We start from the raw sequence: 13,502 nt of genomic DNA, 5'->3' as shown, positions 1-13,502 counted from the left end.
GGGCGGGTGCGCAGCCCCCTCTGTACCATTCCCGGACCGTTGGCCGGCCGGGGGCCCGGCTCGCCGTGCGCGTCGGGCTGCCAGGGGGCAGATTTGGACCCTGGGAACCCGTGCGGCCGGTGGGCGAGGAGGTGGTCGCCGTGTCCGACGGGCAGGACTCCGCTCAGGCGTCGGCGGCGGCCGTCCGGACACCGGTCGGCCGGCCCCTGCTGTCGCTGGCGCTGACCTCGCTGATGGACGCCGTCGGCGCGCACTCCGGCGCGGTGTACCTGCGCCCGGGCGACGAGCCGGTGCTGGAGATGGCGGTGGTGGCGGGGCTGCCCCGGGCGTTCGCGGCGCCCTGGGAGCGGGTGGGCCTGAGCGCGCCGATCCCGGTCGCGGAGGCGGTGCGGGAGCGGCGCCTGGTGTGGGTGGGCGGCGAGCAGGACATGGCCCGCCGCTATCCGCGGATCGCCGTGGTCCTGCCGTACCCCTTCGCGCTGGCGGCGCTGCCGGTGGCGACCGCGTCCCGGGTGTACGGCGCGGTGTATGTGACCTGGCCCGGTTCGCATCCGCCGGAGCTGTCGGAGCGCGAGCGCGAGCTGCTGACCTCGGCCTGCGGGCAGCTGGCGGAGCGCCTGGAGCGGGCGGCGGCCCGCAACCGTACGCTGGGCGCCGAGCCCGATGTGCTGGACGCCGGGCCGCTGGGCGGGGTCGCGGACCCCCTCGGCCCGGTGGAGGCGGCGCGGATGGTGGCGCGGCTGCCGTACGGGCTGTGTTCGCTGGATCTGAGCGGGCGGGTGGGGTTCGCCAACGCGGCGGCGGCGGATCTGCTCGGGGTGCCGGTGAGCGGGCTCCTCGGCACCCAGCTGTGGGCGTCGGTGCCCTGGCTCAACGACCCGGTCTACGAGGAGCGCTACCGGGCGGCGCTGATCAGCCAGGACGTCGTCTCGTTCGTGTCGCTGCGTCCGCCTGCGGACTGGCTGTCGTTCCGGCTGTATCCGAGCACCACCGGGCTGAGCGTGCGGATCGTCAGGGCGCGGGGCGTGGCGGAGGCCGGGCCGTCCGACGCGCGCTCGGAGGACGCGCCGGCCCGTCTGGTGTCGATGTCGCAGGCGCTGAGCATGGCGGGGGCGCTGACCGAGACGGTGAGTGTGCGGGACGTGGTGGGGCTGATCACGGACGAGATCGCGCCGGCCGTGGGCAGCGGGGCGCTGGCGCTGCTCGCGGCGCGGGCGGGGCGGCTGCGGGTGCTTGGGCATCACGGGTATCCGGACCCGCGGGTCGTGGAGCGGCTCGACGGGGTGCCGTTGTCCGCGCCGACGCCCGGGGCGCATGCCGCCGCCCACGGGGTACCGGCGTTCTTCGAGTCCCGGCAGCAGCTGGAGCGTCTCTATCCGCCGCTGCGGGCCGAGCCGGACGGCTTCGCCGCGTGGGCCTTCCTGCCGCTGATCGCCTCAGGTCGGCCGGTGGGCACGTGTGTTCTCGCCTACGCCGAGCCTCGTCCGTTCTCCCCGCACGAACGCGCCGTGCTGACCAGCCTCGCCGGACTGATCGCGCAGGCCCTGGACCGTGCCCTGCTCTACGACGTCAAGCACCAGCTCGCCCACGGGCTCCAGGCGGCGCTGCTCCCCCACTCGCTGCCGTCGCTGCCCGGCGTCGAGGCGACCGCCCGCTATCTGCCGGCGACCCGGGGCATGGAGATCGGCGGCGACTTCTACGACCTGGTGCCGTCCCGGCCGTTGCCCGCGGCGGTGATCGGGGACGTCCAGGGCCACAACGTCACCGCGGCCGGGCTGATGGGGCAGATCCGGACGGCCGTACGCGCGTACACGACGGTCGGGCAGGAGCCCGCGGAGGTCATGCGCAGCACCAACCGGCTGCTCATCGACCTGGGTTCGGAGCTGTTCGCCAGCTGTCTGTACCTGCGCCTCGACCCGAGGCGTGGACGGGCGGTCATGGCCCGGGCCGGGCATCCCCCGCCGCTGCTGCGCCGGGCCGACGGCCGGGTGCGCGTCCTGGATCTGGCGGGTGGTCCGCTGCTGGGCATCGACGGTTCGGCGACCTATCCGACGACGGAGGTGGAACTCACTCCCGGCGGTGTTCTCGCCCTCTACACGGACGGGCTGGTCGAGACACCCGGTGTGGACATCGAGGACGCCATCGCCGAACTCGGACGGCGGCTCGGGGAGAGCGGGGACCGTCCGCTGGAGGAGCTGGCGGACGACCTGGTGGGGCGGTACGCGACGGCCGAGGACCGGATCGACGACGTGGCGCTGCTGTTGCTGCGGGCGCGCGGGGACAGCTGATCCGCGCGGGACACGACGCGGCGGTGGTCCGACCCCCGCCGGAGGGTCGGACCACCGCCGTGGCTGTGCGTCAGTGGGACTCGGTCACGCCCGAGCCGCCCTCCAGGCCGTCACCGGCGTCCTGACCGTTGCCGGCGTCCTGACCGTTGCCGGCCGCCTCGTCACCGGCACCGGCTTCCTCGCCCGCGCCCGCTTCCTCGCCGGCCTGGTCTCCGGCACCGGCCTCTTCGCCGCCGCCCTGGATGGCCTCGCCCGTGTTGTCGTCGATGCCGTCACCGTTCTCGTCCACGGCACCGGCACCGGCTTCCTCACCCCCGGCCTCTTCGCCCGCACCGGCCTCTTCGCCGCCGCCCTGGATGGCCTCGCCCGTGTTGTCGTCGATGCCGTCACCGTTCTCGTCCACGGCACCGGCGCCCGCTTCCTCGCCGCCGACCTCGTCGCCGGCACCGAGGCCGCCGTCACCGAGGGTCGCGCCGGTCGCCTCCAGGGCGGTGGTCACCGGCTGGAAGAAGGTCTCGCCGCCGGCGGTGCAGTCACCGCTGCCGCCCGAGGTCAGGCCTATCGCGAGACCGTCCTGGGTGAACAGGGAGCCGCCGCTGTCGCCGGGCTCGGCGCAGACGTCGGTCTGGATGAGACCGGTGACGGTGCCCTCGGGGTAGTTGACCGTGGCGTCCAGGGCGAGCACGGTGCCGTCGTTGAGACCGGTGGTGCTGCCCATCCGGAAGACCTGGGTGCCGACGGTCGCGTCGGCGGCGGCCGAGATCGCGACCTTCTGGTCGCCGACGTTCACCTCGCTCGCCGCCTGCGTGGCCGGGTCGTCGTACTTCACAAGTGCGAAGTCACCTTCGCCCGGGAAGGTCGCCTGGTCGACCGTGGCGATGGGCTGACCGTCCTCGGAGTCGGCCCACTGCTCGGCCGCGACACCGCAGTGACCGGCCGTCAGGAAGGCCGGGGTGCCGTCGCTCGCGGTGACGTTGAAGCCGAGGGAGCAGCGCGCTCCGCCGCCGAAGATGGCGTCGCCGCCGTCGACCTTCGTGGAGAAGGTGCCGGCCGACTTCTGGATGCTCGCCATGTTCGTGCCGAGGCCCTTGACCGTGGACTCCAGCTGGTTCCACTTGGTGCCCGTGACCGTGGAGTCGGCGGTGACCAAGATCTGGTTCGTGCGGGGGTTCACGCCCCACGCGGTGCCCGGGATGGTCGCCTTGGCCTTGAGGGTCGCGGCGGCGGCGTCCAGCTCCTCGGTGCTGTTCTCCACCTCGCGGACCTTGGCACCGGCCTTCTTGGCCTGCACGATGACGTTGTTCTCGTCACCGTCGATGTTGATGTCGTCACCTTCGACGTTGATGACGTTGACCACCAGCTGCTGAAGCTCGGAGTCGTAGTACGAGCCCGCGAAAGCGTCGCCGAGCAGCTTCTCCAGCTGTGCGGCGAGATCGGAGGCGTCGCCCGCCTTGAGGGTCTTCACCGAGGCGGCGTCATTGGAGCCGTCCTGGGAGGCGTTGGCGTTGGGGAGAAGGAATGCCGCCGCACCGAGCGCAGCCACACCGCCTACCGCGATGATGGCCTTGCGCTTCGTTACTCGCTTGTGACTCAAAAAACTCGACCTCCTGGGGGACGGGGTCTGCTGCCGGTGTTCGGCAGCTCCGTACAGCGGCGCCTGGTTGGCCTTGAGTACGCGGCCGCTCACCGGTGCGTTCAATCGCGTTTGCCAACTTCCTTTGCGAAACATGGAATCGGCCATGACCTACGGCTGACTCGCCGCCGTGGGGAGCAATCGCCCATATGGCGATGACGGCCACCGAAGCCGACAAGATCCTTTCCGGCGGCTTCGCACGCTGTGCGTCCACCGGGGACCCGTCCACCGAGGGCCTGGGTGAGGGCGCGTTCCCCCTGGTCACGCACGGCGGAAAGCTGTCGGGGCGGGAGTCGGCGGCAGCCGCGGGCCCCGCCATCCTGATCGCCGGGCCGGCCGCCTTCGCCCCCGGGGCGACCGTGCGGCGATCCGCCTCCGTCCGGCGCTCGACGGCCCCTTCGGATGTCCTGATCGAATCGGTGCCTGACCGGATCTCGCCCGCCGGACGGACACCCGAAGTGAGCAGCCAGTAACTCTCCGTCTCTCATGGAGAGCGGAATCCTCGCTTCAATGAATCTGCACATCGACTGCCCAAGCGGGTCACCAGGAGCGGGGATTCTGCACAACTGGGCGGCGCCGCCCATGCCATTGGGCCGGGAGTGTCGGGTTTTCGCCGGAACAGCCCAGGACGCTCATCCGAGCGGATCCGGCCCGAGGTGTGAAGGAGTGCGCGACAACTCGTGCCCACACCTGCACCGTTTAACGCTCCTGTGACGCAACTTCCCAGGTGAGGGCCTTGGTTGAGTGGCTCCGCACGCCGCCGACCTGCTTTGATCCATCGCACCGCAGGGCCGCCGGGCCTCCTGGCTCATGAGTGTCCGGCGCTCGTGGTCGCGGCCGTCATCTGTCCCCAGAGGGGGCCGCTCCCCCCTTGAGAGATATCCATATGAAGGGAAGTTCCACCATGAACTCCACCCCCCAGGTTGAGACCGTCGAGATCTCGGACGCCGACCTCGACACCGTGTCCGGCGGCCTGTCCGTGAACGCGCTCAGCACCGTCACCGGCCTGGTGGACGGCATCGCTCCGGTCTCCGGCCTGGTCAACACGGCCGTGGGCACCGTCGAGGGCGTCACCGGTCTGAGCACCGCCCCGGTCACCAACCTGGTCGCCGGTCTCTGATCGCACCGCTTGTGACCCCTTGAGTCCCGGAGCCGGCAACCGGCTCCGGGACTCATCGGCGTCCCCGTACCCCTTCAGGAAGTCACGTGCAGTTCCGCCAACAGGCCCTCACCAAGCTCCAGTCGCCGGAGGAGCTCGACCTGCCGGTGCGTTTCGCGCGCCCGCAGGGCTGGCTGGTGCTGTCCGTGACCGTGGCCGTCATGGCGGCCGCCTCCGTGTGGGCGGTGACCGGTTCGGTCGCCTCCACGGTGAGCGCACCCGCCGTCCTCACCCATGGCGAGGGCAGCTACATCCTGCAGAGCCCGGCCGCCGGCCAGGTCACCGCGGTCCTCGTGAAGGAGGGCGAGCGACTGCCCGCCGACGCTCCGGTGCTGAAGGTCCGTACGGCCGACGGGGACGCCGTGGTGCGGACGGTCGCCGCGGGCCGGATCACCGCGCTCGCCGCCACCATCGGGCAGATCATCTCCACCGGCGCGAACGTCGCCGCCGTCGAGAAGGTCGCGGACGCCGACGACCCGCTGTACGCGACGGTGTACGTCCCGGCGGAGAACGCCGCCTCCGTCCCGGCGGACGCGGCCGTCGACCTGACCGTGCAGACCGTGCCCTCGCAGGAGTACGGCGTGCTGCGCGGCCATGTGAAGTCGGTGGACCGTACGGCCCAGTCGGCGCAGCAGATCTCCGCGTTCCTCGGCGACAGCCAGCTGGGCGAGCAGTTCACCAAGGGCGGCCGTCCCGTGGCGGTCCTCGTGAGGCTGGACAAGTCGGCCGGCACGAAGAGCGGTTACCGGTGGTCGTCCACCGACGGGCCGCCGTACCGGCTCACCTCCATGACCATGGCCTCGGGTTCGATCCGGCTGGCCGACCAGCGCCCCGTCGATTGGCTGCTCCCGTGACGACCACCGAGCGCGCCCGCGGCCGCCGCCGGGCCGCGCCGCCCCGGCGCACGGTCCCCAAGAGCCGTACCGGGACGGTCCGTACGCCCACCGTGCTCCAGATGGAGGCCGTGGAGTGCGGCGCCGCCTCCCTCGCGATGGTCCTCGGCCACTACGGCCGGCATGTTCCGCTGGAGGAGCTGCGGATCGCCTGCGGCGTCTCCCGCGACGGCTCGCGCGCCAGCAACCTCCTCAAGGCGGCCCGCAGTTACGGCCTGACGGCCAAGGGCATGCAGATGGACCTGGCGGCCCTCGCCGAGGTGAAGGCACCGGCGATCCTCTTCTGGGAGTTCAACCACTACGTCGTCTACGACGGCATGGGCCGCCGCTTCGGCAGGCGCGGGGTGTTCGTCAACGACCCCGGCAAGGGCCGGCGTTTCGTGCCGATGGAGGACTTCGACGGCAGCTTCACCGGTGTCGTGCTGGTCCTCGAACCCGGCGAGGACTTCGAGCGGGGCGGGCGCAGGCCGGGGGTGCTGGGCGCGATGCCGGCCCGGCTGCGCGGCACCGCGGGCACCATGCCTGCGGCGGTGCTGGCGAGCCTGCTCCTGGTCCTGGTGGGCGCGGCGGTCCCGGCGCTGAGCCGGACCTACATCGACATGTTCCTGATCGGCGGTCAGACCTCGCTGCTCGAGGTGCTGTTCGCCTCCATGGGCACCTGTGTGCTGCTGACCGTCGCGCTGACCTGGCTGCAGCAGGCCAACCTCCACCACGGCCGCATCATCTCCTCGACCCTCTCCAGCGCCCGCTTCCTGCGCCATCTGCTGCGGCTGCCGGTGACGTTCTTCGCCCAGCGCAGCCCGGCCGACCTGGTGCAGCGTCTCCAGTCCAACGACGCCGTCGCCGAGACCCTGGCCCGTGATCTCGCGTCGGCGGGCGTGGACGCGGTGGTCGTCGTCCTGTACGCCGCCCTCCTCTACACCTACGACCCCCAGCTCACCTTCGTCGGTATCGGCGTGGCCCTGCTGAACATCGTCGCGATGCGGGTCGTCATACGGATGCGGGCGACACGTACGGCGAAGCTGCGCGCGGACAACGCGCGGCTGACCAACACGGCGTACAGCGGGCTGCAGTTGATCGAGACGATGAAGGCGACCGGCGGTGAGGACGGCTACTTCCGCAAGTGGGCGGGGCAGCACGCCACCACGCTGGAGGAGCAGCAGCGGCTCGGGGTGCCGAGCGCCTGGCTGGGTGTGGTCGCCCCGACGCTCGCCTCGCTCAACAGCGCGCTGATCCTGTGGATCGGCGGGATGCGGGCGATCGAGGGGCATGTCTCGGTGGGGCTGCTGGTCGCCTTCCAGTCCCTGGTCGCCCGTTTCACGGCCCCGCTGACCCGGCTGAACGGCGTGGCGGGCCGGATCCAGGACTTCGCGGCGGACGTGGCCCGGCTGAAGGACGTGGAGAACTTCCGCGCCGACCCGCTGTACGACCGCCGCGCCGGCGGCGATACCGACTCGACGCGTCGGCTGCACGGTCATGTCGAGCTGGAGAACATCGCCTTCGGCTACAGCCCGCTGGACAAGCCGCTGCTGAGCGGCTTCGACCTGACCGTCGGCCCGGGGCGGCAGGTTGCCCTGGTGGGCGGCTCCGGCAGCGGCAAGTCCACGGTGTCCAGGCTGATTTCGGGCCTGTACGCGCCCTGGGAGGGGGTGATCCGTATCGACGGCCGGCGGCTGGAGGACATCCCGCGCGGCGCGCTCGCCTCGTCCGTCTCCTTCGTCGACCAGGAGGTCTTCCTGTTCGAGGGGACCGTCCGCGACAACGTGGCGCTGTGGGATCCGTCCGTCCCGGACGACGCCGTGGTGGAGGCGCTGCGGGACGCGGCGCTGTACGACGTCGTCGTGCGGCGGCCGGGCGGCATCCACAGCAGGGTGGAGCAGGACGGCCGCAACTTCTCCGGCGGGCAGCGCCAACGCCTGGAGATCGCCCGGGCGTTGGTGCGTGGTCCCAGCATCCTGGTGCTCGACGAGGTGACCAGCGCGCTGGACGCGGAGACCGAGCTGGTGGTGATGGACAACCTGCGCCGGCGTGGCTGCGCCTGTGTGGTGATCGCCCACCGGCTCAGCACGGTCCGCGACAGCGACGAGATCGTCGTCCTGGAGCACGGCACGGTCGTCGAACGCGGACGGCACGAGGATCTCGTGGCGCGCGGCGGGGCGTACGCGGCGCTGGTCAGGGAGCGGTGACCCCGGTGCACGACGGTGATGTGGTCCTCGGCGCGCTGGGGGGGATGGGCACGCGCGTCGACTGCGCGGGCTCGGCCCGGCTGGACCTGGAAGGTCCGCAGGTGCTGTGGCTGGTCGCGTCCGGCGCCCTCGACCTGTTCGCGGTCGACGCCGAACAGCAGGGCCACTGGCACCACTTGGGCCGACTGGAGGCGGGCTCGCTGCTGCTCGGTCCGGTCGCGGGGCCGCAACACACGCTCGTCGCCCGCCCGTTGCGGGACTGCGTGGTGCACCGCGTCGGCCTGCGCGAGCTGTACCAGCCCGCGAGCACCCAGACCTGGTCCTACGACGAGTACGGCAACCCCCAGTACGTTCCGCCGACTTCGAGCCCTCTGGAGTACGCCCTCGCGCTCGGCGTCGGCCGCGGTCTTTCCGTGCTCTTCCAGGCACCGATGACCCCGGCCGAGCGTCCTGCGGAGGTGACCGACGACGATGTGTTCTGGATGCAGGTCCCGCCGGGGAGTGTCCAGTACGGCTCGCTGTACGGCGCGGAGGCGGCGGCCGACCTGCTGATGGACCCTGCGCTGTGGCAGTCGATGGTCGACCAGCAGTACCGGCTGCTGACCGCCCTCGACCGCTGGATCGAGCAGCTGGAGCGCACCCACGAGACACGGACGGCCGCCGGGATCAAGGCCGGTGAGACGGCCCGCGCCCAGGCCGACCGGACCCTGCTGGCGTCGATCGGCCGGAAGTCCGGGCAGCGCACGACGTCCGCCGACGCGGACGCCACCTTCGCGGCCTGCGGGCTGGTGGCGCGGGCGGCCGGGATCGCGCTGGTGGAGCCCACCCGGATGGGCGCGGGCAACGACCGTCTCGACCCGGTCGAGCAGGTCGCCCTCGCCTCCCGGGTGCGCACCCGCGCGGTGCGCCTCGACGGGCGCTGGTGGCGGGAGAACGTGGGCCCGCTGGTGGGGCACCGGGCGCTGTCCGGGGCGCCGGTCGCGCTGCTGTGGCGACGCGGCGGCTATGTCGCCGTACACCCGGCGACCGGGCGGGAGACCCCGGTCGAGAAGGCGAACGCGGAGGAGTTCGAGCCGCGGGCGGTGATGTTCTACCGTCCGCTGCCGGAAGGGAAGCTGGGTCCGCTGGGCCTGCTGCGCTTCAGCATGCGCGGCACCGGCGGAGACCTCACGAACCTGTTGCTGAGCGGGCTGGTCACGGTGGCGATCGGCGCGCTGGTGCCGATCGCCACGGGCAGGGTGCTCGGCGAGTACGTGCCGAAGGCCCAGCAGGGGCTGATCGTTCAGGTCTGTCTGGCGGTCATGGTGAGCAGTGTGGTCGCGGCGGCGTTCATGCTGCTGCAGAACCTCACCATCCTCCGGCTCGAGGGCCGGATCGAGTCGTCGCTCCAACCGGCCGTGTGGGACCGGCTGTTGCGGCTGCCGACCAGGTTCTTCGCCGAGCGCTCGACGGGCGAACTGGCGAGCGCGGCCATGGGCATCAGCGCGATCCGCCGGCTGCTGGCGGGCCTCGGTCCCTCGGTGGCCCAGTCCGTCACCGTCGGCGCGATGAACCTGGGGCTGCTGCTCTGGTACAGCGTCCCGATGGCGCTGGCCGCGATCGGCATGCTGGTGGTCATCGCGGCGGTGTTCCTGGGGCTCGGGCTGTGGCAGGTGCGCTGGCAGCGACGGCTGGTGACGCTCTCCAACAAGCTGAACAACCAGGCGTTCCAGACCCTGCGGGGGCTGCCCAAGCTGCGGGTGGCGGCGGCCGAGAACTACGCGTACGCGGCCTGGGCCGAGCAGTTCGCGCGCAGCCGGGAGCTCCAGCAGCGGCTCGGCCGGATCAAGAACCTCAACACGGTGCTGGGCGCGGTGTATCTGCCGCTGTGCTCCCTGGCGATGTTCATGCTCCTTGCGGGACCGGCGCGGGGCACGCTGTCGGCGGCGGACTTCCTCACCTTCAACACGTCGATGACGATGCTGCTGACCTCGGTCACCTCGCTGACCGGCGCGTTCGTGTCGGCGGTGGCCGCGCTGCCGCTGTTCGAGGAGATCCGTCCGGTGCTGGAGGCGGCCCCTGAGGTGCGCGGCGCGAGCACCCGCCCGGGCCCGCTGTCCGGCGCGCTGGAGGCCCGCCGGCTGTCGTTCCGCTACTCCGACGACGGTCCCCTCGTCCTGGACGACGTCTCCTTCGCGGTGCGGCCCGGCGAGTTCGTGGCGGTCGTCGGCCCCAGCGGCTGCGGCAAGTCCACCCTGCTGCGGCTCCTCATCGGCTTCGACCCGCCGCTCTCCGGCAGTGTGCTCTACGACGGCCAGGACCTGGCCGCCCTCGACCAGTCCGCCGTACGCCGGCAGTGCGGGGTGGTGCTCCAGCACGCCCAGCCGTTCAACGGGTCGATCCTCGACGTCATCTGCGGCACCGAGTCCTACACGCCGGAGGAGGCGATGGCGGCGGCCGAGCTGGCGGGGCTGGCGGAGGACATCCGGCGGATGCCGATGGGGCTGCACACCATCGTCGCCGGCAGCGGGTCGGTCTCCGGCGGTCAGCGGCAGCGGCTGATGATCGCCCAGGCGCTGATCCGCCGGCCGCGGGTCCTCTTCTTCGACGAGGCGACCAGCGCCCTGGACAACGAGACACAGCGGACGGTCATCGACAGCACCCGCAAGCTGAACGCCACCCGGATCGTCATCGCCCACCGGCTGTCCACGGTGCTGGACGCCGACCGCGTGATCGTCATGGAGAACGGCAGGATCGCCCAGCAGGGCCCGCCCGCGCAGCTCCTCGCGGACACGGGCGGGCGGCTGCACGAACTGGTGCGGCGGCAGCTGACGTAACACTCACTGCCATCGGTCCGGCGGGCACATCTGGGTCGCCGCCACCCGCAGGGCCGCCGCGAAGCGGGGCGGGTCGCGCAGGAACTCCATGTGGATGCCGGGGAACTCCGCCCAGGGCGCCCCGATCCGGCGGGCGATCTCGATCGAGGGGCGGGCGTAGTACGTGCCCCGGTCCTCGGCACCGGCCGCCAGGAGGAGGGGGAAGGGGGCGGCCCGCAGCGCGTCCCAGTCGGGGCGGAAGGCGGCGAAGGCCTGCCATTCGTCGGCGAAGAGGTGGTCCTGGTTGCCCAGGAACCGCCGCCAGACGTCGGTGGGCCAGCGGTAGGTGCCCTCGCCGCGGGTCGTCTCCGCGAACCGGCGGCCCGCCGCGGACGCGCCGCCGCTCGCGTACAGCGCCGCGAGTTCGGGGAAGAAGCCGCGCGCCGGGTCGCCGTCCGGGAGGACGTTCACGGCGGGCGGCTCATGGGCGACGAGACCCACCAGCGTCTCGGGATGGAGTACGGCCAGCGTGAGCCCGATGATCGCGCCGCCGCTGTTGCCGAAGACCAGCGCCCGCCCGCCGGCCAGTCCGTCGACGAGAGCGCGGGCGTCCGCCGCCTGCCGGGCCAGCCGGGCCGGCCCGGCGTCCCGGCCGTCGCTGCGGGAGTTGCCCCGCCGGTCGTAGGTGATCACGGTGAAGGCGTCGGCGAGGTCGTCGGCCACGGCCGTGTAGTAGCCGGCGTCTCCCCCGGCCCCGCTGATCATCAGCAGCGCGGGACCGCTGCCGCGCACCTCGAAATACAGCCCCGTCCCGGCGACGTCGAACAAGCCGCTGCGCATGTCTGAGCTCCCTCACTAACGAAACTTTGCCGTTTCGCTGAAAGTGGTCTAGCCTCGGCCCCAGCCTCAATGTGTACGAAACAGTTTCGTTTACGTGCTCTTTGCCTTCTCGTCCACTCCTTCCGCACCGATCTCCCTGGAGTGCATCCCCATGCCCTCGAAGACCCTGACGGACGGCACCCGCACGGGCGCCGGACCGGAGCCTTCGGCCTCGTCCACCAAGAAGTGGTGGATCCTCGCGGTCGTCGCCCTGGCCCAGCTGATGGTGGTCCTGGACGCCACCATCGTGAACATCGCGCTGCCCTCGGCCCAGGCCGACCTCGGCTTCTCCGACGGCAACCGGCAGTGGATCGTCACCGCTTACGCGCTCGCGTTCGCCTCGCTGCTGCTGCTCGGCGGCCGGATCGCCGACCTCTTCGGCCGCAAGACGGCCTTCCTCGTCGGCGTCGTCGGCTTCGCCGCCGTCTCCGCGCTGGGCGGCGCGGCGGCCAACTTCGAGATGCTGGTCACCGCCCGCGCGCTCCAGGGCGCCTTCGGCGCGCTCCTCGCGCCGGCCGCGCTGTCCCTGCTCAACACCACGTTCACCGACGCCCGGGAGCGGGCCAGGGCGTTCAGCGTCTACGGCGCCATCGCCGGCGCGGGCGGCGCGGTGGGTCTGCTGCTCGGCGGCATCCTGACCGACGCGCTCGACTGGCGCTGGACGCTCTACGTCAACGTGGCCATCGCCGTGCTCGCCTTCGCGGGCGGCTGGATCCTGCTGACCAACCACCGCGACGCGGGGAACTCCAAGCTGGACGTGCCGGGCACCGTGCTGGTCGCCGCCGGTCTGTTCGCCCTGGTGTACGGCTTCTCCAACGCCGAGACGCACGACTGGGACTCCCCGCTGACCTGGGGCTTCCTGATCGCGGGCGGGGTGCTCGTGGCGGCCTTCGCCTGGTGGCAGACCCGGGCCGCGCACCCGCTGCTGCCGCTGCGCATCCTGCTCGACCGGGGCCGCGGCGCCTCGTTCCTGGCCGTCCTGGTCTCCGGTGCGGGCATGTTCGGCGTGTTCCTCTTCCTCACCTACTACCTGCAGCTGAACCTGGGCTTCAGCCCGACCAAGACCGGCGTGGCGTTCCTGCCGATGGTCGCGGCCCTGATGGTGGCCGCACAGCTCGGTACGACACTGCTGGTGCCGCGGCTCGGTCCGAAGGTGGTCGTCCCGCTGGGCTTCGCCGTCGCCGCGGCCGGTATGGCCTGGCTGACCGGGATCGGCGTCGGCTCCGACTATGTGAGCGCGGTCCTGCCGCAGCTGGTCATCACCGGTATCGGCCTCGGCCTGGTCATGCCGGTCTCCATGCAGATGGCCACCGGCGGGGTCGCCGCCGAGGACGCGGGCGTGGCGTCCGCGTCGGTCAACGCGATGCAGCAGGTGGGCGGCTCGATCGGTACGGCGCTGCTGAACACCCTCGCTGCGGGCGCCGCGACCGACTACCTGGCCGGCCGGGACGCCACCAGCAAAGCGGTGCAGGCGCAGGCGACGATCGAGAGCTACACCACCGCGTTCTGGTGGTCCGCCGGCCTCTTCGCGGCGGGCGCGCTGGCCACCTTCCTGCTCTTCCGCCGCGGGGTGCCGGAGCAGGACCCCGAGAACGCGGACGCGGCTCCCGTCGTCCATATGTGACGGAGAAATCGGCACGATGTGCCGGAGAAATCGGCACGCCAATGT

At 72.0% G+C, this 13,502-nt stretch carries 9 protein-coding genes; 7 read left to right on the top strand and 2 right to left on the bottom strand.

Features of this window, described 5'->3' with window-relative positions; translation table 11 throughout:
- Positions 1–131: 131 nt before the first annotated feature.
- A complete protein-coding gene (locus tag ACFPIH_RS18305; protein WP_381164626.1) occupies positions 132–2,288 on the top strand; it encodes a SpoIIE family protein phosphatase in 2,157 nt (718 codons plus the stop codon).
- Between the two features lie 70 nt (positions 2,289–2,358).
- Here ACFPIH_RS18305 and ACFPIH_RS18300 read toward each other — a convergent pair whose 3' ends face one another.
- A complete protein-coding gene (locus ACFPIH_RS18300; protein WP_381163848.1) occupies positions 2,359–3,882 on the bottom strand; it encodes a S1 family peptidase in 1,524 nt (507 codons plus the stop codon).
- A gap of 194 nt (positions 3,883–4,076) precedes the next feature.
- Here ACFPIH_RS18300 and ACFPIH_RS18295 point away from each other — a divergent pair, with 194 nt between their 5' ends.
- The 5 genes from ACFPIH_RS18295 to ACFPIH_RS18275 all read left to right on the top strand — a co-directional run bounded on the left by ACFPIH_RS18295 (position 4,077) and on the right by ACFPIH_RS18275 (position 10,975).
- Positions 4,077–4,394 (top strand): hypothetical protein, encoded by a 318-nt coding sequence (locus ACFPIH_RS18295; RefSeq protein WP_381163851.1) that lies wholly within the window; start codon positions 4,077–4,079, stop codon positions 4,392–4,394.
- 431 nt (positions 4,395–4,825) lie between these two features.
- Positions 4,826–5,041 (top strand): type A2 lantipeptide, encoded by a 216-nt coding sequence (locus ACFPIH_RS18290; protein ID WP_381163854.1) that lies wholly within the window; start codon positions 4,826–4,828, stop codon positions 5,039–5,041.
- A gap of 86 nt (positions 5,042–5,127) precedes the next feature.
- Entirely contained in the window at positions 5,128–5,934 is an 807-nt protein-coding gene (locus tag ACFPIH_RS18285) for an HlyD family efflux transporter periplasmic adaptor subunit (RefSeq protein WP_381163857.1), read from the top strand.
- Entirely contained in the window at positions 5,931–8,159 is a 2,229-nt protein-coding gene (locus ACFPIH_RS18280) for an NHLP family bacteriocin export ABC transporter peptidase/permease/ATPase subunit (protein ID WP_381163860.1), read from the top strand. Before ACFPIH_RS18285 ends, ACFPIH_RS18280 begins: the two co-directional genes overlap by 4 nt.
- Positions 8,156–10,975 carry an NHLP bacteriocin export ABC transporter permease/ATPase subunit gene (locus ACFPIH_RS18275; RefSeq protein ID WP_381163863.1) on the top strand — a complete coding sequence of 940 codons (2,820 nt, stop codon included), beginning with the start codon at positions 8,156–8,158 and terminating at the stop codon, positions 10,973–10,975. Before ACFPIH_RS18280 ends, ACFPIH_RS18275 begins: the two co-directional genes overlap by 4 nt.
- Before the next feature lie 3 nt (positions 10,976–10,978).
- Here the strand turns inward: ACFPIH_RS18275 and ACFPIH_RS18270 are convergent, their stop codons facing one another.
- Complete coding sequence (locus ACFPIH_RS18270) at positions 10,979–11,794, bottom strand: alpha/beta fold hydrolase (protein ID WP_381163866.1); 816 nt, start codon at positions 11,792–11,794, stop codon at positions 10,979–10,981.
- Positions 11,795–11,945: 151 nt separating this feature from the next.
- Here ACFPIH_RS18270 and ACFPIH_RS18265 point away from each other — a divergent pair, with 151 nt between their 5' ends.
- Positions 11,946–13,457, top strand: coding sequence for an MFS transporter (locus tag ACFPIH_RS18265; protein ID WP_381163869.1), 1,512 nt, complete (start codon positions 11,946–11,948; stop codon positions 13,455–13,457).
- Positions 13,458–13,502 lie beyond the last annotated feature (45 nt).

Source organism: Streptomyces vulcanius (genome assembly GCF_042653945.1).
GTDB classification, from domain to species: domain Bacteria; phylum Actinomycetota; class Actinomycetes; order Streptomycetales; family Streptomycetaceae; genus Streptomyces; species Streptomyces mangrovi.
The sequence above is the reverse complement of the archived record's forward strand: the minus strand, read 5'-3'. Positions and strand labels throughout refer to the sequence as shown.